Annotated in this window: 19 protein-coding genes, 1 other RNA gene and 1 riboswitch; of the genes, 9 read left to right on the top strand and 11 right to left on the bottom strand. The window is 66.4% G+C overall.

Annotated elements, in window-relative coordinates:
* Positions 1-21 precede the first annotated feature (21 nt).
* Both cobD and OKW41_RS44380 read left to right on the top strand, forming a co-directional pair.
* A complete protein-coding gene (gene cobD, locus OKW41_RS44385; protein WP_429576341.1) occupies positions 22-1,098 on the top strand; it encodes a threonine-phosphate decarboxylase CobD in 1,077 nt (358 codons plus the stop codon).
* 54 nt (positions 1,099-1,152) lie between these two features.
* A complete protein-coding gene (locus OKW41_RS44380; RefSeq protein WP_429576340.1) occupies positions 1,153-2,103 on the top strand; it encodes a cobalamin-binding protein in 951 nt (316 codons plus the stop codon).
* Positions 2,104-2,156: 53 nt separating this feature from the next.
* Here the strand turns inward: OKW41_RS44380 and cobC are convergent, their stop codons facing one another.
* The 6 genes from cobC to OKW41_RS44350 all read right to left on the bottom strand — a co-directional run bounded on the left by cobC (position 2,157) and on the right by OKW41_RS44350 (position 8,551).
* Positions 2,157-2,747: an alpha-ribazole phosphatase gene (cobC, locus tag OKW41_RS44375; protein WP_090803430.1), complete on the bottom strand. Its 591-nt coding sequence runs from the start codon at positions 2,745-2,747 to the stop codon at positions 2,157-2,159.
* Positions 2,732-3,508, bottom strand: coding sequence for an adenosylcobinamide-GDP ribazoletransferase (locus OKW41_RS44370; protein ID WP_429452732.1), 777 nt, complete (start codon positions 3,506-3,508; stop codon positions 2,732-2,734). Before OKW41_RS44370 ends, cobC begins: the two co-directional genes overlap by 16 nt.
* 73 nt (positions 3,509-3,581) lie before the next feature.
* Entirely contained in the window at positions 3,582-4,643 is a 1,062-nt protein-coding gene (gene cobT, locus OKW41_RS44365; protein ID WP_429452734.1) for a nicotinate-nucleotide--dimethylbenzimidazole phosphoribosyltransferase, read from the bottom strand.
* Positions 4,644-4,676: 33 nt separating this feature from the next.
* On the bottom strand, positions 4,677-5,486 hold the full coding sequence (locus OKW41_RS44360; RefSeq protein WP_429452736.1) for an ABC transporter ATP-binding protein: 810 nt from the start codon (positions 5,484-5,486) through the stop codon (positions 4,677-4,679).
* Positions 5,487-5,515: 29 nt separating this feature from the next.
* On the bottom strand, positions 5,516-6,580 hold the full coding sequence (locus OKW41_RS44355; RefSeq protein ID WP_429576339.1) for a FecCD family ABC transporter permease: 1,065 nt from the start codon (positions 6,578-6,580) through the stop codon (positions 5,516-5,518).
* Between the two features lie 39 nt (positions 6,581-6,619).
* Positions 6,620-8,551, bottom strand: coding sequence for a TonB-dependent receptor domain-containing protein (locus OKW41_RS44350; RefSeq protein WP_429576338.1), 1,932 nt, complete (start codon positions 8,549-8,551; stop codon positions 6,620-6,622).
* Between the two features lie 90 nt (positions 8,552-8,641).
* Positions 8,642-8,905, bottom strand: a riboswitch (cobalamin riboswitch).
* Positions 8,906-9,124: 219 nt separating this feature from the next.
* Between OKW41_RS44350 and OKW41_RS44345 the strand changes: the two genes are divergently transcribed.
* The 5 genes from OKW41_RS44345 (at position 9,125) to OKW41_RS44325 (ending at position 11,614) form a co-directional block, all read left to right on the top strand.
* Complete coding sequence (locus OKW41_RS44345) at positions 9,125-9,484, top strand: ATPase (protein WP_184007785.1); 360 nt, start codon at positions 9,125-9,127, stop codon at positions 9,482-9,484.
* On the top strand, positions 9,481-9,795 hold the full coding sequence (locus OKW41_RS44340; RefSeq protein ID WP_018419691.1) for a cell division protein ZapA: 315 nt from the start codon (positions 9,481-9,483) through the stop codon (positions 9,793-9,795). The genes OKW41_RS44345 and OKW41_RS44340 overlap by 4 nt, the downstream gene beginning before the upstream one ends.
* Before the next feature lie 65 nt (positions 9,796-9,860).
* Positions 9,861-10,042, top strand: a non-coding RNA gene (gene ssrS / locus OKW41_RS44335) — 6S RNA.
* A 142-nt stretch (positions 10,043-10,184) separates the two neighbouring features.
* A complete protein-coding gene (locus OKW41_RS44330) occupies positions 10,185-10,643 on the top strand; it encodes an EVE domain-containing protein (protein ID WP_184065310.1) in 459 nt (152 codons plus the stop codon).
* 245 nt (positions 10,644-10,888) lie between these two features.
* Positions 10,889-11,614, top strand: a complete 726-nt coding sequence (locus tag OKW41_RS44325) for an SIMPL domain-containing protein (protein ID WP_429576337.1) — start codon at positions 10,889-10,891, stop codon at positions 11,612-11,614.
* A 93-nt stretch (positions 11,615-11,707) separates the two neighbouring features.
* Here OKW41_RS44325 and lgt read toward each other — a convergent pair whose 3' ends face one another.
* Positions 11,708-12,613 (bottom strand): prolipoprotein diacylglyceryl transferase, encoded by a 906-nt coding sequence (gene lgt, locus OKW41_RS44320; RefSeq protein WP_187611785.1) that lies wholly within the window; start codon positions 12,611-12,613, stop codon positions 11,708-11,710.
* Between the two features lie 60 nt (positions 12,614-12,673).
* Positions 12,674-13,660, bottom strand: a complete 987-nt coding sequence (locus OKW41_RS44315; RefSeq protein WP_429576336.1) for a LysR family transcriptional regulator — start codon at positions 13,658-13,660, stop codon at positions 12,674-12,676.
* Between the two features lie 159 nt (positions 13,661-13,819).
* On the opposite strand from OKW41_RS44315, the gene ilvD reads away from it, so the two are divergent.
* Positions 13,820-15,493: a dihydroxy-acid dehydratase gene (gene ilvD, locus OKW41_RS44310; protein WP_018419686.1), complete on the top strand. Its 1,674-nt coding sequence runs from the start codon at positions 13,820-13,822 to the stop codon at positions 15,491-15,493.
* A gap of 147 nt (positions 15,494-15,640) precedes the next feature.
* On the top strand, positions 15,641-15,979 hold the full coding sequence (locus OKW41_RS44305; RefSeq protein ID WP_429576335.1) for a c-type cytochrome: 339 nt from the start codon (positions 15,641-15,643) through the stop codon (positions 15,977-15,979).
* A 24-nt stretch (positions 15,980-16,003) separates the two neighbouring features.
* Here OKW41_RS44305 and OKW41_RS44300 read toward each other — a convergent pair whose 3' ends face one another.
* The 3 genes from OKW41_RS44300 to OKW41_RS44290 form a co-directional block, all read right to left on the bottom strand.
* Complete coding sequence (locus OKW41_RS44300) at positions 16,004-16,822, bottom strand: DUF2486 family protein (RefSeq protein WP_429576334.1); 819 nt, start codon at positions 16,820-16,822, stop codon at positions 16,004-16,006.
* Between the two features lie 84 nt (positions 16,823-16,906).
* On the bottom strand, positions 16,907-17,323 hold the full coding sequence (locus tag OKW41_RS44295) for a DNA polymerase III subunit chi (RefSeq protein ID WP_018419682.1): 417 nt from the start codon (positions 17,321-17,323) through the stop codon (positions 16,907-16,909).
* Positions 17,324-17,375: 52 nt separating this feature from the next.
* Positions 17,376-18,887 (bottom strand): leucyl aminopeptidase, encoded by a 1,512-nt coding sequence (locus tag OKW41_RS44290; protein ID WP_429452750.1) that lies wholly within the window; start codon positions 18,885-18,887, stop codon positions 17,376-17,378.
* Positions 18,888-18,984 lie beyond the last annotated feature (97 nt).

Raw genomic sequence — 18,984 nt, 5'->3', positions numbered from 1 at the left:
GCGTAGCGATGGGATGAGCGCATGACCGACTGGACGCAACCGCGCGAGCACGCCGCAAGCGGCCCGATCGCGCACGGCGGCAACCTGCACGAAGCGGCGGCGCGCTACGGCATTGCGTACGCGCAGTGGCTCGATCTGTCGACGGGCATCAATCCGCACGGCTATCCGGTGCCGCCGCTGCCCGCCGACGCGTGGCGCCGTTTGCCCGACGAAGGCGACGGCTTCGCCGAGCGGGCCGCGCGCTACTACGGCGCGCCCGATGCCGCGCACGTGCTGCCCGTCGCCGGCAGCCAGGCGGCGATTCGCGCGCTGCCCGCATTGCTGTCGCCCGCGACGGTCGGCATCGCGCCGCTGACCTACGGCGAGTACGCGCCCGCGTTCGCGCGCGCCGGACACGCGGTCGCGCCGCTCGACGTGCATCGCGACACGCTGCCCGCCGCGCTCACGCACGTCGCGATCGTCAACCCAGACAATCCGACCGCCACGCATATCGATGCCGCCCGGCTGCTGTACTGGCACGCGCAGTTGCGCGAACGCGGCGGCACGCTGCTCGTCGACGAAGCGTTCGCCGATACGCTGCCGGCCGCGCGGGTCGCGTCGCTGGCGGCGCATACGCATCGGGACGGGCTCGTCGTGTTGCGCTCGCCCGGCAAGTTCTTCGGGCTCGCGGGTGTGCGCGCCGGCTTCGTGCTGGGCGCGCCCGCATTGCTCGCCGCGTTGCGCGACAGGCTGGGGCCGTGGACCGTCAGCGGTCCCGCGCGTCATGCAGTGAGCGCCGCGTTCGACGATGCCACGTGGCAAACGCGGATGCGTGAGCGGCTCATCGGCGACAGCGCGCGGCTTGCCGGGCTGTTGCATGCGCACTGTTTCGCGACACGGGGCACGCCGCTTTTCGCATGGACCGACGATGCGCGCGCCGCCGCGTTGCATGAAGCACTCGCGCGGCGTGGCGTGTGGACGCGTCTTTTTCCGCCGTCGCTTCGGGTGCCATCGGCCAGCGTGCGCTTCGGGCTGCCGGGCGACGAAGCCGAATGGACCCGCTTCGAGCAACAGTTGCAACAGGCGGTTGACTCGATCGATACCGCGCGCTCGAGTTAGCGCAGTGACCTTCGCACCCAAGCCGCTCAACGCTTCGTGATCCGCCCTCGTCCGATGATCCGCTTTGCACGTTCCATCCGCTTTGCCCCGCCCGCGCACGGCTTCATCCATTGGTTCGGCGCCGCAGCGCTCGCGCTGACCGCACTGAGCGCGCACGCCGCGATCACCGTCACCGACGACAGCGGCGCGACCGTCACGCTCGCCGCGCCCGCGCGGCGCGTGATCAGCCTCGCCCCGCACGTGACCGAATTGCTGTACGCCGCGGGCGGCGGCCCGAAGATGGTCGGCGCGGTGTCGTACAGCGACTATCCGCCCGAAGCGAAGCAACTCCCGCGCGTCGGCGACAACAAGGCGCTCGACCTCGAACGCATCGTCGCGCTGAAACCGGACCTGATCGTCGTGTGGCGGCACGGCAACGCGCAGCGCCAGCTCGAACGCTTGCGCGAGCTACACGTGCCGCTCTTTTTCAGCGAGCCGCGCCGTCTCGACGATATCGCCGTGTCGCTGACCAAGCTCGGCCGGCTGCTCGGCACATCGACGAGCGCGGATGCGGCGGCGGCCGCCTATCGCGACGACATCGCCCGTCTGCGCGCGCGGTATGCGAACCGCCCGACCGTCAGCGTCTTTTATCAGGTATGGGACCGGCCGCTGATGACGCTCAACGGCGAGCACATGATCAGCGACGTGATCACGCTATGCGGCGGCCGCAATGTGTTCGCGGACCTGCAGCCGCTCGTGCCGACCGTGTCGACCGAAGCGGTGCTCGCGGCGAATCCTCAGGCGATCGTCACCGCCGCGCCCGGCGCGACGCGGCCCGACACGATGCTGCCGCAACTCGACACATGGCGCGCATGGCCGGGTCTCGCGGCCGTCGCGAACGACAACCTGTTTGCGATCGACGGCGATCTGATCAATCGCCCCGCGCCGCGCATCGCGCAAGGCGCGCGGCAACTGTGCGAGGACCTCGAACTGGCGCGCTCGCGCAGAAAGCAGCCCGCGCCATGACGGCGCCGCGTGTGGCGAGAAAAAGGGATCAGTTTTCCCGATGACCACGCGGGTCACGCATTCCATCGCACGAGCGACCACTGCAGCGTCTCGTCGTTACGTCGCAACCAGACGATCCCCGTCATATCTAGCGACCACTGCAGGCAATGCGCGAGCGGCACCTCCAGCACCCACGACGCGATCGCGCGCATCACGCCCGCGTGCGTGACCACGTATGCGGGCGACAGCTCGCGCGTCAGCGCGAACGCATCGAACCACGCTCGCACACGCGCGACGAATTGCGCGACGCTCTCGCCGCCATGCGCGCGCGCATGTTCGAAATTGGCGGCCCAGTCGTCGAGGAGCGCGCGATCGATCGTATCCCAGCGCTGCGCTTCCCACTCGCCGAAATCCATTTCCTTCAAGCGCTCGTCGTGGCTGACCACGCAGCCGAAGTCGTTCGCGATCTCGGTCGCTAGCGCGGCGCAGCGCGTAAGCGGACTCGTGATCAGCACACGCGGCGCCGGCACCTGCAAGCTCGCGAGCTTCACCGCCAACGCATTGGACGTGACCTCGGCGCTTTCCGCCAACGCGACATCACTATGGCCGTAACAAACCCCCGCCTCGAGCGCGACAGCGGGATGTCGAATCAGGACGATATCCATGCAAGCCCCACCAGGTAGATGCTCAATTCGAAGATCTGCTGCGCGAAGCCGAGGCAGTCGCCGGTATAGCCGCCGATGCGTCTGACGAAATAACGGCCCATCGCAAAGCGCAGCGCGAACAGCACAGCACACGTGAGCGCGGCGAAACGCCAGTCGGGCATGCCGGGGCCGTTCGGCCACAGGAGCCACGGCAGCCCGAACAGCGCGGCGCACAACAGCGCCGGCCCGCTCAAACGCTGCGCGACCGGCTTGGCTTTGCCGGCCGCGCGCACATAGTCGAGCGTGGCCAGGTAACTGATCGCGCACGCGCGGCTCGCACCATGCGCCGCAAGCATCAGGCTTGCGGCGCGCGGCGGTGGCAACGCCGCGAGCGTTTGCCACTTGATCGCCAGAGCGATCACGAGCGCGATGGCGCCGAAAGCACCGATGCGCGAGTCGTGCATGATGCGCAGCGCATCGTCGCGCGTATAGGCGCCACCGAACGCATCGATGCAATCGGCGAGACCGTCCTCGTGAAATGCGCCCGTGACCACGAGCGACGCGGCCATCGACAGCAGCACCGCGACACTCGCCGGAAACACGCGCAGCGCGGCCAGATAGACGAGCGCGCTGAAGCCGCCGACCAACACGCCGACGAGCGGAAAATAGCGCGCCGCGGCGTTCAGATAATGCGGCTCGAAACCGACCCAGCGCGGCACGGGCACGCGCGTGAAGTAACCGAGCGCCGTGAAGAAATAGCGCAGTTCCGCGAGCGGGTTCATGAACTTGGCGAGTGCAGTTTCACGGTGCTGCGGGCCGAGCTTCGCGTTATCGCGAAGCGCGTGCTCACGCGCTTCACGGTTCGCGATCGGCGACGCCCGCCGAATCGAAGCTGGCCATCTCGTTGACGAAGGCCACCGCCGCGCGCAGCAACGGCACCGCGAGCGCGGCGCCCGTGCCTTCGCCGAGCCGCATGTCGAGCGACAGCAGCGGCTGCGCGCCGAAATGATCGAGCATGCGCCGATGCCCGGCCTCGTTCGACGCATGCGCGAACACGCAGTACTCGCGCACGTCGGGCGAGAACGCATCGGCGACCAGCAGCGCGGACGTCGCGATGAAGCCATCGACGAGGACGGTCATGCGCGCCTCGGCGGCCGCCAGATACGCACCCGCCATCATCGCGATTTCGAAGCCGCCGAAGGTCGCGAGCACGTCGAGCGGCGCGCGTGCATCCGCATGGCGTGCGAGCGCCGCCGCGAGCACGTTGCGCTTCTTCGCGAGTCCGGCATTGTCGAGACCCGTGCCGCGGCCGACGCAGTCGTCGATCGGCACACCGCACAGGCGGCTCATCAGACACGCGGCCGCCGAGGTGTTCGCGATGCCCATCTCGCCGAAGCCGATCACGTTCGTGCCGAGCGCCGCGTGATGACGCACGCGCGCGGCGCCCGCCTGCATCGCGGCGAGCGCTTCGGCGCACGTCATCGCGGCTTCGTGTGCGAAGTTGCGCGTGCCGGGCCCGACCGGAATGTCGACGAGTCGGTCCGTGGACGGCAGCGGCGTCGCGATGCCCGCGTTGACCACTTCGAGTTCGAGACCCGCGACGCGGCTGAGCGCGTTGATCGCCGCGCCGCCCGCGATGAAGTTCGCGACCATCTGCGCGGTCACCGCTTGAGGATAGGGGCTCACGCCTTCGGCGGCGATGCCGTGGTCGCCCGCGAAAACGATCATCGCGGGACGCTGCACGGTGGGACGCGTACTACGCTGGATCAGGCCCATCTGGCGCGCGAGCGTTTCGAGCCGGCCGAGGCTGCCGGGCGGTTTGGTGCGCGTATCGATGATCCGCTGCAGTTCGGCGCGTAGCGTCTGATCGAGCGGCGCGACTTCGGGCAAACCGGCTGGGTGTGGGATGCGAGTCATAGGTGTGATCGAAACAAGGGGTAGGAATAAATATCAGCCTGACTGTGCGTCATGGCCGGCAGCCGATTCGTGACGCGCGCGCGGCGCGGGTATCAGCGCCTCGTGCTCGCCGTCGCGAATCAGAATCAGCGGATAGCCGAACGCGCGGCTCGTCAACGCGGGCGTCAGCACGTCGCGCACTGGGCCCGCATACGCGCCGCCCGCGCCGTCGAGCAGCAACGCGTGCGTCGCGAAGCGGCGCGCGAGGTTCAGGTCGTGGCACGAGAACAGCACACTACGGCGCGGTTCGCGCGTCCATGCGACGAGCGCGTCGAGACAGTCGACCTGATGATGCAGGTCGAGATGCGACAACGGTTCATCGAGCAGCAACAGCGGCGCGTCCTGGCACAGCACCGCCGCGAGGGCAACGCGCTGACGCTCGCCGCCCGACAGCGACAGCACGTCGCGCGCCGCAAAGTCCGCGAGGCCGAGCCGTTCGAGCGCCGCCCGCGCGGCCGCGCGATCCTCGTCGCGCTCCCAGCCCCTGCCGCCCAGATGCGGGAAGCGGTTCAGCAGCACGATGTCGAGCACGCTTGCGTTGAACGCATCGGCCGCGCTTTGCGGCATCAGCGCGCGGCGCCGTGCGAGCGGCAGCGGCTGCCAGTCGGCCACGCGCACGCCATCGAGTTCGACATGGCCCGCCGCCGGATGCAACAGCCCCGCCAGCGTCGATAGCAAGGTGGTCTTGCCCGCGCCGTTCGGCCCGGCGATGCACCAGATTTCGCCCGCATGGAACGTGTGCGTGAACGCGTCGAGCAAGGTGCGCGCGCCGGCGCGCAACGTCAGGCGCTGCGTGCTCAGCATCGAACAGGTGGGGCTGGGTTTGGCTCGTATCATCGGCGGCGTTTGAGCAGCATCCACAGGAACACCGGCACGCCGACCAGCGACGTGATCACGCCGACCGGCAATTGCGCGGGCGCGATCACGGTCCGCGCGATCAGATCCGCGCCCATCACCGCGACACCGCCGCCGAGCGCGGCCGCCGGCAGCAGCATGCGCTGATCGTTGCCGAACGCGAGCCGCAGCATGTGCGGCACGACGAGACCGACGAAGCCGATCGTGCCCGCGGTCGTCACCGCCGCGGCCGCCGCCAGCGACGCGACCAGGTACACACGCAAACGCAGCGGCATCACGGCGACGCCCAACGCCTGCGCGGCCGCGTCGCCGCGCAGCAACACGTTCAGACGCGGCGCGGCCGGCACGATCGCAAGCAACACGAGCGCGAGCGCCATCAGCGCGGTCCACGGCAGCGCGCCGCCGTTCAGGTCGCCGGTGAGCCAGAACAGCATGCCGCGCAGACGGCTGTCGGGCGCGAGATTGAGCAGCAGCGTGATCAGCGCGCCCCACCCGGCCGCGATCACCGCGCCGGTCAATAGCAAACGGGGCGACGTGTCCTGCGGCTCGCCGCGCCATAGCTCGCGACGCGCGAGGCCGAGCACCAGCAGGATCGACACGAACGCACCCGCGAACGCGCTCGCATCGACGAGCCACCATGCGCCGCCCGCGATCATCGCAACGAGCGCGAACGTCGCCGCGCCGCCCGACACGCCGAGCACGTATGGCTCGGCCAGCGGATTGCGCAGCAGCACCTGCAGCAGCGCGCCGGCGAGCGCGAGCAACGCGCCGCACGCGAAGCCCGCGAGCGCGCGCGGCAAACGCAACGTACGCACGATTTCGCCGGCGAGATCGTCGCTGCCCGTGCCGCGGAACGTGTGCGTCGGCACGAGCGCCGCAAGCACGCGCGACGGCGCGAGCGGCACGCTGCCGAGCACCAGCGACGCGCCGAGCACCGCGATGGCGGCGAGCGCGAGGCCGAGCCAGATCGCGGCCGCGCGTTTCGCGTTCATCGGGCGCGGCGTCGCCATCGCGGCGCGCAGCGAAGTGGACGCGCGACTCATCCGCGTGCGCTCACGCATGCGGCCAACCCGGCGCGCGCGTCACTGCTGCTGCCAGCCGAGCGTGAGATACGCACCGCGTCGCGGCGAGTTATACGAGTAGGCCGTTTCATAATCCTTGTTGAACAGATTGTCGATTTGCGCGCTGACGTACCACGCTTTGGTGACGTTGTAGCGCGCCGACAGATTCACGATGCCATAACCGCCGAGGTTGCCCGTGCTATCGGTGCGCGGACCGCTGACGATCCACTCGCCGCCAACCCGCCAGCCACCGATGCTGCGATTCACCGCGAACGACCCGAACCGACGCGCGCGCCGCACGAGGTCGGTACCGTTGTCGAGATCGACCGGGTTCTGCAGCGTCACCGTTGCGCGCACGTCGGTCTTGCCGACATGACCGCTCCACGATCCCTCGAGTCCCTGCACCTTCGCATGGCCGACGTTCTCCGCGAGGTAGATGCCGGGGATCGTCTGCACGTAGTCGATCAGATTCGTATAGCGCGTCTGGAATGCGTTCAGACGCATCACGCCGAGCGCATCGGTCGCGTACTGCAAACCGGCTTCGACCGAATGACCGCGCTCGGGCTGGATCGATGGGTTGCCGCTGATCGGATAGTACAGATCGTCGAAGCTCGGCGCGCGGAACGCATCCGAATAGCTTGCGGTTACCTTCCAGCGCGACGTGATGTCGAATCCGTAGCCGAGATAGTAACTGTTCGCCCCACCGAAATCGGAGTACTGGTCGCGTCGCACGTTGGCCTGAATCTGGTTGCGGCCGAAGCGCGCGCTGTAGCCCGCGAAGACCGAATCGACGTGACGGTCGGGCGCGGCGAACGTGTCGGAGTCGAGCGTCTGGTCGAGATGCTCGTAGCCGAGTTGCAGCTTCTGGTTCGCGGCGAGCGCGAAATCGTTCTGCCACGTGTACTGACGATTGTCGGTATCGAAGCGGCCGTTGTAGATGCCATTGGTGTTCGACACGCCGCGGTCGTCGCCCTCGGCGAGCGTGACGTGGGTGGTCCACCAGTCGGTCAGCTTGCCGTTCGCGAATACCGACACCTGACGCACCTTGCTATAGAGATTGTTCAGATCGATGGGCTCGCCGTACGCATTGTCGTAGCTGTTGTCGTTGTTCGACTGGAAGTAGCTGACGCCCGCGTCCCACCTGTCGGTGAACTTGTGACGCAGCGACGCGCTGATGCTCTCGTTCAGATTGCCGTTTGCGTTCGGATTCGCGTTCGGCGCCTCGAGCGGATTGAGCGACGAAAAGCCGTCGTCCTTCGTGCGTGCGAGCGAAATATTGAAAGTCGTGCGGCCGTCCTGATCGAGCGCGCCGTTCACGCCGGCCGTTTGCGTCTGCGTGCGGTAGCTGCCGTAGCCGACCGAAAAATTGAAACGCGGCGGATGATCGCCGCCGTCTTTCGTGAACACCTGCACGACGCCGCCGATCGCGCCCGAGCCATACAACGCCGACACGTTGCCGTTCACCACTTCGACGTGATCGACCTGATCGAGCGGAATCTGCGCGAGTTGAGCTGTGCCGAGACTCACCGAATCGACGCGCACGCCGTCGATCAGCAGCAGCGATTGCGTCGACGATGCGCCGCGCAGAAAGAGGCTCGTGGTCGAACCGGGGCCACCCGTGCGCGAGATTTGCGCGCCTGGCGCGAGTTGCAACAGGCCGGGCAGATCGGTCGCGGTCGTGTCGGCGATGTCCTGCTGATCGAACTGCGTAGTCTGCGGGATCGCATCGCGCAACGCTTGCGGTCCGCGTTGCGCGGTCACGACGATCGGCGACAGCACGTTGCCCGACGCATCGGTGGAAGTGAGATTGGCCGCGTCGGCAACGTTTGCGGCGCTCGCAGCGGTTGCATCCGTCGCGGACGATGAAGACGCGGGCTCGGCGCTTTGCGCATGCACGACGAGCGGCAGGCTCGCGAACGCGAGCAGCGTTGCGCGGGCGATGGGGGACAGCATGGGATGACATTCCTGTGGATGGCGTGCGCGGCCTGCTTCCCCGCGGGCCGACGCGTCACGAGCGCCCCCTTGTTTAGCGTTTTCGCGGGGGGACGTCCCTCTTTTCTGGCCGGTATCCGGGCTACGACACATCGATCCGCCTTCCCACGCGTGACGCGCAGTGGCACACTCGCACGTTGAACTTCCAACCTTGCGACCAGGACCGACCTGCATGAGCACATCACATGCGGTCGCTTACCGTTGCGGGGGCAGCGCAGGTTCGCGCATCCGGTTTTGGCACCGCGCGCGCCCTGCTTCCCGTTTAACTGCGCGCGCCGAAAAGCGCGCGCGGGCACCAGAGTGCGGGAAGTTTAGGAGCGGCCTCGCGGGGCGTCAAGAAAGGTCGACCGGAGCGCAATCGGTTCTGTTGAATGCAGGTTATTGTCGGATGGATTGCCGGTTTTTATCTTATGGTCGACGACGCGACACCCAACGAACGTGCACGAAGCGATGCTGTTACGTCTCGAAACGAGACAATTGTCGGAACCTGTAATATTCCGCGCTAAAATGCGATGTCTTTAGAGGACGCAGCACATGCTCACCGAACTCGAATCACTCTCCCAGAACATCGGCAAGCTGATTGCGATCAGCCAGCGCCACAACGAAGCGCGGCTCGCGCTCGAAGAGCAGCTCGCGCAAACGCGTGCCGAAGTGCAAGCCACGCATGCGGAACTCGCGCAATTGCGCGAAGAGCGCGACGCACTGCAGGCGGAACGCGACGCGCTGTCCGCCAAGATCGACGACGCTCAGGTGCGCCTGAATGCGATTCTCGAAAAATTGCCGCGCGCACGCGCGAGCAGCGAACCGGATAACCAGCTCGATCTGCTCGAGTCCGCCCAGCCCGAACACGAGGAAGCGGAAAGCGACGTGAGCCGACACGGAGAAAGCGCATGACCACCAAGCAGATCGAAGTATCGATTCTCGAAGTACCCTATCGTCTCGCCTGTTCGCCGGAAACGGAAGGCGCGCTGCTCGAGGCGGTCGCGCGCGTCGACGCCGAGATGAAGAAAATCCGCAGCGGCAGCAACGTGCGCGGCACCGATCGCATCGCCGTGATGGCTGCGCTGTCGCTGGCATCGGAACTGCTTAAGCTGCAAAGCAGCGTGCGACACGGAGAAGCATTTCCTGCTGAAGAAATCCGGCGTACAATGCAGCAAATGAACGAACAGCTAGGTACTGTGATCGAGCAGTACAGCTTGCAGTAAGCAGTAGTGGGCCGGTTTCGAATCGGTCACGTGTTCAACGGTTTGGGTTGTAGCATCATCGGTTAGCTTCCCTGCCTGGTTCGCCAAGGTCATACATTCCTTGAACCAATGCCATGTGCACGGTTGCGGAAATTTGTAGCACGGGTGTGCGCGTCACTCAGTCTGATGTACCCGAAGTGTTGCTAACTGCGACCAATTCTGAACCCTCGGTTCAGGATGCCGGCCTAGCGGCTAAGGCGGGGACCTTATCTGGAACGGCATCGGACTTCGGTTCGATGCCGTTTTTCTTTGGTCGTCGTTTTTTCGTTTGAGCGCCTTTTTCAGGGGCTTTTCCGTACGCGCCTGCGTTGTTGCGCTTCGTTCAATCTCACACACGCTCACTCCGATTCATGCGCTACTGGCTGATGAAGTCCGAACCGGACGAAGCAAGCATCGACGACCTCGCCAACGCACCTCATCGCACCTTGCCGTGGACCGGCGTACGCAACTATCAGGCGCGCAACTTCATGCGCGACGTGATGCAGGTCGGCGACGGCGTGCTCTTCTATCATTCGAGCTGTCCGGAGCCCGGCATCGCGGGCATCGCGGAGGTCTCGTCGACCGCGTATCCGGACCCGACCCAGTTCGATAAAAAGAGTCCGTACTACGACGCGAAATCGTCGCCGGAAACGCCGCGCTGGATGCTCGTCGACGTCGTGTTCAAGAAGAAAATCGCGCTGATTCCGCTTGCCGCGCTGCGCGAGCATGCCGAATTGCAGGACATGCGCGTGCTCGCCAAAGGCAACCGCCTGTCGATCACGCCGGTGACCGAAGCCGAATGGCGCTTCATCACTAAACAGCTGGTTTAAGGGCGAACGCGCGACGCGGCACCTGTCGTGATCGCATCCAGGTCATCGTTTCCGATGCGGCGGCGAAGCACTAATTGGGGAACCAAGCGTCGGTAAAACCCGCCTAATCGGTCGACGAAAGCGTGAGCTCGAACCGGCCGCTCGACGGCAAGCCGATGCATTCGCCAGCGCATCCGTCAAACCGCGCGCCACCACCCGGCGCTCGCGTCGAACGTGCACAACCTGTTCAAACAAGGATTCCAGTCATGACGACAAAAACCGCACGGTCCCTCGCACTTGCGCTCGCCTTGGGCGCGCCTGTGGCACTCGCACTGAACCCTGCGCCCGCTCGAGCGCAGACCATGATGCCGCAGCCTTCGGGCGTGCTGTCGCTGAATGCGCAGGCGAGCGCGGAAGTCCCGCAGGACGAAGTCGAAATCACGCTGTTTTACGAACAGGAAGCGAGCGAGCCGTCGTCGCTGACGTCGACGCTGAACGAACGCGCCGACGCGGCATTGCAGAAAGCGCGCGGCGTCAGCGGCGTGACCGCGCGCTCGGGCGCGTTCTCGATCTTCCCGTCGACGGACCGCGACGGACGCATCTCGACGTGGCGCGGCCGCACGGAAGTCGTGCTCAAATCGCGCGACTTCGCCGCGGCATCGAAGCTCGCCGGACAGATGGCATCGATCATGCAGGTTGGCAACGTGCGTTTCTCGCTGTCGCCGGAAGCGCAGCGCGCGGCCGAACAGCGGCTCAGCGGCGAGGCGATCAAATCGTTTCGCGAGCAGGCCGCGGCGTCCTCGCAGGCGTTCGGCTTTAGCGGCTATTCGATCCGCGAGGTCAACGTGAATCACAGCGGCGTGATGCCGCGTCCGGTGATGATGATGAGCGCACGCGCGATGGGCGCCGACGCGAAGAGCGCGCCGCTGTCGCTCGAAGGCGGCACGTCGACGGTGACGGTCAACGTGTCGGGGTCGGTGCAGATGAAGTGACGCGCAAGCGCAAGCCCAAACAGAAAACGCCACGGCATCCATCGATGCCGTGGCGTTTTTTATGCAACACTCGCTACGCTAGCCGAGCGCCGCTCAGTTCGCGCCAACCGCCTGCGCCGGCTCGCGACGCCCACGGCGATACGCCCACACCATCAGGCCGATGCCCGCGAGAATCATGGGCAGCGACAGCCATTGACCCATCGACAGCCCCATCGCGAGCAGGCCGAGGAAATCGTCCGGCTCGCGCGCGAATTCGACCGTGAAGCGCGCAAGGCCGTAGCCGATCAGGAACATCGCGGAAATCGCGCCGAGCGGCTTCGGTTTGCGCGAGAAAAAGATCAGCACGAAGAACAGCGCCACGCCTTCGAGTGCGATCTCGTACAGCTCCGACGGATGTCGCGGCAGCATGTGATATTGCGCGAACACTTCGTTCAGATGCCATTGCGCGGCCAGTTGCGGATGCGCGGCGAGCCATGTGGCGTCGTCAGGCGCGGCGCCGGGAAACAGCATCGCCCACGGCGCCGACGGATCGGTCACGCGGCCCCACAGCTCGCCGTTGATGAAATTGCCGAGGCGCCCCGCCGCGAGGCCCGTGGGCACCATCGGTGCGACGAAGTCGGTGACTTGCAGCCATGAGCGCTTGCGCTGATAAGCGAACAGCATCATCGCGATCGTCACGCCGAGAAAGCCGCCGTGAAACGACATGCCGCCTTCCCACACCTTGAAGATGTCGAGCGGATGCGCGAAATAAAAGCTCGCCTTGTAGAACAGCACATAGCCGAGCCGGCCGCCGAGGATCGTACCCAGCACGCCGTAGAACAGCATGTCGTCGATATCCTTCGCGGTCCAGCCTTGCGCGGCGACATACGGCAGCCGCAGCCGCAGCCGGGCGACGACGATCGCCGCGACGAACGCGACGAGGTACATCAAGCCATACCAGCGCACGGCGAGCGGCCCCAGATGGATGGCGACAGGGTCGAAATTGGGGTGAATGAGCATCGTGTAGTTATGGGCAGTTCAGGTTCGAAAGCAGTTTTTACAGGGAATCAGAAGCGGGATCTAGACACGCGACGCGACGCTCGCCGCATGCGCGCGCACGATGTCGATGAAGCCCGCCAGCACCGGGCCGACCTCGTCGGTGCGCCAGACGAGGCCCGTCTCGATCGCGGGCACCGACTCGGACAGCGGCCGGTACACGACGCCCGTGCGCCGCAGGTTACGCAACGATTGCGGCACCAGCGCGACGCCCATGCCGGCCGACACGAGACTCACGATGGTCTGCATCTGGATCGCCTCCTGGCCGATCCGTGGCGCGAGGCCCGCAACGCCGTAGCAATCCATAATGATGTCATAAAAGCCCGGCGCGAGACGCCTTGGGAAGATCACGAGCGGCGCGTCGGCGACATCGCGCAGGCTGACGGGCATGTCGAGCCATTCGGCGGCGGGGTCTTCGGCGGCGCTGCCCTTGCCGTTTGCGTTCACGCTGCCCCACAAGCCTTGCGCCATCTCCGTCGACATCGCAATCACGAGCGGCTCGCGCGCGATCGGCAGCCACGACAGCTGCGCCGCATGCCGCGACGGCAGCGGCGCGATCACCAGACCCGCGTCGATACGCCCGGCCACCAGTTCCTCGACCTGCACGTCGCTGGTCGCCTCGGTCAGTTCGAGCCGCACGCGCGGATGCCGCGCGCCGAAATCGCGCAGCAGCAGCGGCAGCAGGCCGTAATCCGCAGTCGACACGAACGCGAGCGACAGCACGCCCGCCTCGCCGCGCGCGAGGCTCTGCGCGAGCGGCCTGAGCCCTTCCGCGGCCGCGAGCAGCCGCTGCACCTCCGGCAACAGATCGGCGCCGACCGCCGTCAACTCGACCGAGCGCTTGGTGCGCGCGAACAGCTCGACGCCGAGCGTCTCCTCGAGCGCGCGGATCGCCTGCGACAGCGGCGGCTGCGTCATCGACAGACGCGCGGCCGCGCGCCCGAAGTGCTTTTCCTCGGCGACGGTGACGAAATAGCGCAACTGGCGCAGGTCGGGGATCGTCGGCAGCATGATTAATATATTTTACGACCTGAACAACCGCGAATAATACACACGACGCGTGTCACGCAAAACCGCCGGTTTGCACGGTCTGGCGGAACTACACTGAACGGATGCGCGCGCGGACGCCGCCGCGCGCTTTCATCAGAACAGCCAGACTGGGAGCTCCCCATGGCCTACAACCGTCGTTCGAAGAACATCACGCAAGGCATCGCGCGTTCACCGAATCGCTCGATGTACTACGCGCTCGGCTACCAGAAGGAGGATTTCGACAAACCGATGATCGGCGTCGCCAACGGCCACTCGACGATTACGCCGTGCAACGCCGGCCTGCAGCGTCTCGCCGACGCGGCCGTCACCGCGATCAGGCGCGCCGACGCGAACCCGCAGACCTTCGGCACGCCGACGATCTCGGACGGCATGTCGATGGGCACCGAGGGCATGAAGTACTCGCTCGTGTCGCGCGAGGTGATCGCCGATTGCATCGAGACCTGCGTGCAAGGGCAATGGATGGACGGCGTGGTCGTGATTGGCGGCTGCGACAAGAACATGCCGGGCGGCATGATCGGCCTCGCGCGCATGAACGTGCCGGGCATCTACGTGTACGGCGGCACGATTCGGCCGGGCAACTGGAAAGGCACCGATCTGACGATCGTGTCGTCGTTCGAGGCGGTCGGCGAATTCACGGCGGGCCGCATGTCGCAGGAGGATTTCGAGGGCATCGAGAAAAATGCGTGTCCGTCGACCGGTTCGTGCGGCGGCATGTACACGGCCAATACGATGAGCTCGTCGTTCGAGGCGCTCGGCATGTCGCTCATGTATTCGTCGACGATGGCGAATCCCGACCAGGAGAAGGTCGACTCGGCCGCCGAATCGGCGCGTGTGCTCGTCGAAGCCGTCAAGAAGGATCTGAAGCCGCGCGACATCATCACGAAGCAGTCGATCGAAAACGCGGTTGCCTTGATCATGGCGACCGGCGGCTCGACCAACGCGGTGCTGCACTACCTCGCGATCGCGCACGCGGCCGAGATCGAATGGACGATCGAAGACTTCGAGCGCATGCGCAAGAAGGTGCCGGTGATCTGCAACCTGAAGCCGTCGGGCCAGTACGTCGCCACCGATCTGCACAAGGCGGGCGGCATTCCACAGGTGCTGAAGATCCTGCTCGACGCCGGGCTTCTGCACGGCGATTGCATGACGATCACCGGCAAAACGATCGCCGAGGAGTTGAAGGACGTACCAGCCAAGCCGCGCAGCGATCAGCAGGTGATCTTCCCGATCGACAAGGCGCTCTACGCCGAAGGCCATCTCGCGATCCTGAAGGGCAATCTGGCCGAAGACGGCGCGGTCGCCAAGATCACCGGGCTCAAGAACCCGGTCATCACGGGCCCGGCGCGCGTGTTCGACGACGAGCAGAGCGCGCTCGAAGCGATCCTCGCCGACAAGATCGTCGCCGGCGACGTCGTCGTGCTGCGCTATCTTGGCCCGAAGGGCGGCCCCGGCATGCCGGAAATGCTCGCGCCGACTTCGGCGATCATCGGCAAGGGGCTCGGCGAATCGGTCGGGCTCATCACCGACGGCCGCTTCTCGGGCGGCACCTGGGGCATGGTGGTTGGGCACGTCGCGCCGGAGGCGTTCGTCGGCGGCACGATCGCGCTCGTGCAGGAAGGCGATTCGATCACGATCGACGCGCACCAGTTGCTGCTGCAACTGAACATCGACGATGCCGAGCTGCAGCGCCGCCGCGCCGCATGGCAGGCGCCGAAGCCGCGCTACACACGCGGCGTGATGGCCAAGTATTTCGCGCTCGCGCAGCCGGCGAATCGAGGGGCGGTGACGGGGTAATGACCACGGCCGGCGTGGCCCGCCCCGACAGGGATAACCCGCCGCCACGTTACGCGAAAACGCAAGGGGCGCACGAAAATCCGTGCGCCCCTTTGCTCTTATAATGCGTGCACCACGAGCCGGGCGTCTGCACTGGCGGAGACCATAATGAAATCGATGTCGTACGCAGCCGTAGCAGCCACTGTTGCGCTCGCCGCCGCATTGAGCGCCGCCAGTCCCGCAGCCCGTGCCGAAGCAGCCGGGCTCGCGCTCGCCCAGCAGAAGAACTGCATGAGCTGCCACTCGGTCACTCGCCCGTTCATGGGGCCGGCGCTGCACGACGTTGCAGCCCGCTATGCGGGACGCAACGACGCCGCCTCCTATCTGAAGCGCAAGATCCTCGATGGCGGCGCCGGCGTATGGGGAACCGTGCCGATGCCCGCGAACACGCAACTGACGCCCGATCAGGCGGCCACGCTGGCGGCTTGGGTGCTGACGCTCAAATAACGGCGCTCCCAGGTCACCGCGGCGTCAACGCGAGCGCCGCGCGATTTCTTCTTCCACCGCTTCACGTACCCAATCGGTCATCTCGGCTTCGAGCGTCTGCGCGACCTCGCGCGTGATCTGGCTCACGAGCAGACTCGTGTGCTGCTGCACTGCATCGCGGCAGCGCGCCTCGATGATGCCGCGCCCCTCGCCCGTCAGAAAACGCTGGAAGCGTCCGTGCAAACGTGCGGCGAGCGCGTCGGCATCGAGTGTGGGCTGAGCGGGAGCGGCTTCGTGCGCGCCTTCATGGTCGATATCCGGCGGCACGGTCGCGCCGGCTTCGAGCGGTATGAAGGGCTCGGTACGATCGAACACACCGGGCGACACCTCCGCGTCCTCATGCAAGTCGTCATGCCCATGTCGCACATGAATGCCGTGATGCGGCCGTGCGTGTTTTCTCGGGTGCGTGTGATCAGCCACGCGCGGCTGATGAAGCTCGGTCTGCGCGAGAGGCTCATGCTCCGCCGCATGCGGGGCTTCTCGCGTCGGCATCGGCTCCGGCACGAGCACGGGCTCCGGCGAACTCAGTTGCTCGGGCGTGGGCACCGGTTGGGGCGCGAGTACCGGCTCGGGCGCCAGCGTCGGGTCGGCTCGATGCGCGGGCGGTGGCACGAATGCGGGCTCCGTGCGGGAAGCGGGCTCGGGCACCGCCGCCGGTTGCGCGGCGGCTGGGGTTGCGGCCTCGGCGCCCGGCTGGGATGCAGGCGCGGCGGCATCGGTCGACGCCTCGCGCGTCTCTCGCGCGCGGCCCGGCACGAGGACCTCGTTCAGGATCGGAATCGAATTGTCGTGGGGATCGGACACGTGCGCTCTCCGTGTTTGAGTCGAAGTCAGGGCAGGCGGTCCGCATGCCGCGTTCCTCGCGGTCATGACGCGCAGCGCAACGAACTAGCCACCCTGCTTGTAGTTGTTCAAAGCATAGCCGCGATCGCGATAGAAGCGATAGCGCTCGCGGCCCGCAGCGAGTTCCTCGTGTGCGTTACCGACCACTTCGAGCAATCTTTCGAAGCGCGCAAACTGCGCCGGCACCGTTGCGCCCAGATTGAGCAGCACCTGATGATGCGGCACGTCGTCGAGATTCGTGGCCAGCACGACCGGCGTGTCGGCGGCAAGCGGCGTGCCCGCCATGCAGTGCGGCACGAAGTCGAGCGGCGAGAAGGTCCACAGCATTTCGTCGAAGGCGCGCAGGCGCGCGGGCTCGGCCAGCACGACGAGCGGCTGGCCCGCCAGATACGCCTTGCGCACGAGGCGGCACGCGTACAGCAGCGAATCGCCGACGTTCGAGTGAAAGTCGATTCTCGTCATCGGCCGCTCCGCCCCGCTTGCCGCGCGCCGTGCGCGCGCTTACCGCACTGCGTCATTGGCCGGCGCGGTCGATCAGGAACTGCGCGAGCAGCGGCACCGGACGGCCCGTCGCGCCCTTCGCGGTGCCGCTCTTCCACGCGGTGCCGGCGATGTCGAGATGCGCCCACGGGTACGAATCCGTGAAACGCGACAGGAAGCACGCGGCCGTCACGCTGCCCGCCGGACGCCCGCCGATATTCGCGACGTCCGCGAAGTTCGACTTCAGCTGGTCCTGGTACTCGTCGTCGAGCGGCAGGCGCCAGGCCGGGTCGGCCGCTTCGCGCGACGCGTCGAGCAGTTCGCCCGCGAGCGCGTCGTCCTTCGAGAACAGGCCGCTGTTGTGATGGCCGAGCGCAATGATGCAGGCGCCCGTCAGCGTCGCGATGTCGATCACCGCGGCCGGCTTGAAGCGCTCCGCGTAGGTGAGCGCGTCGCACAGAATCAGGCGGCCCTCGGCGTCGGTGTTCAGCACCTCGATCGTCAGGCCCTTCATGCTGGTGACGATGTCGCCCGGCTTGGTGGCCGTGCCCGACGGCATGTTCTCGACGGCCGGAATGATGCCGACCACGTTGATCTTCAGGCCCATCTCGGCGACCGCGCGCAGCGTGCCGAGCACCGAGCCCGCGCCGCACATGTCGTACTTCATCTCGTCCATGCTCTCGCCCGGCTTCAGCGAGATGCCGCCCGTGTCGAACGTGACGCCCTTGCCGACCAGCACGACCGGCGCGGCCTTCGCGGCGGCGCCCTGGTACTGCAGCACGATGAACTGCGCCGGCTCGACCGCGCCCGCGGTGACCGACAGGAACGAGCCCATCTTCAGCGCTTCACACTGTTTCTCGCCGAGCACCTCGACCTTCAGCTTCCAGTCTTTCGCGAGCTTCTTCGCGGTGTTCGCCAGATAGGTCGGCGTGCAGACGTTGCTCGGCAGATTGCCGAGCTCGCGCGTCAGGTCCATGCCGTTGGCGAGCGCGGCGCCCTGCCTGGCGGCGAGCTTGGCGGCCTTCTCGTCACCGGTGTTGACGCTGAACACGATGCGCTTCAACGCGCGCGGCGTGTTGTCCGGCTTGCTCTTCATTTGCGTGAAGCGGTAGGTCAGCTCGCGCAGCGCGAGGATCGCGGCGCGCACACACCAGTCGGCCGTGCGTTCGAGCACCGGCAGTTGCGCGAGCGTGAACGTGACCTGCACGATCTTCGTGCCGAGCAGCGCGCGCCATGCGGCGCGGACCGCCTCGCCGTAGGCTTTCTGACTGAAAGCGTCCTGCTTGCCGAGCCCGACGAGCAGCACGCGGGACGCGCCGATGCCCGACACCTCGTGCAGGAACAGCGTGGTACCCGCCTTGCCGTCCATGTCGCCCGCCTTGATGATGCGCGTGAGCAGGCCCTTGGTGGCCGCGTCGATCTCCAGCGCGGCGCCCGACAGCGTTTGCGACTCGAACACACCGATCACGATGCAATCGGATTTCCCGGTCAGGAAACCGTTCGTCGAGCCTTTGGTCCAATCACAGGCTTTTATGCTAAAGTCCATCGCGCTTGTCCTCGGATAAAATCTGGGCTTAGGATGAAAGCCGCAATTATCCGCTATTTTTCCCGCGGCGGCTGCACCGGAGGCGTGACGGGAACGA

This window comes from Paraburkholderia sp. UCT70 (assembly GCF_050434085.1).
GTDB lineage: Bacteria > Pseudomonadota > Gammaproteobacteria > Burkholderiales > Burkholderiaceae > Paraburkholderia > Paraburkholderia tuberum.
The sequence above is the reverse complement of the archived record's forward strand: the minus strand, read 5'-3'. Positions and strand labels throughout refer to the sequence as shown.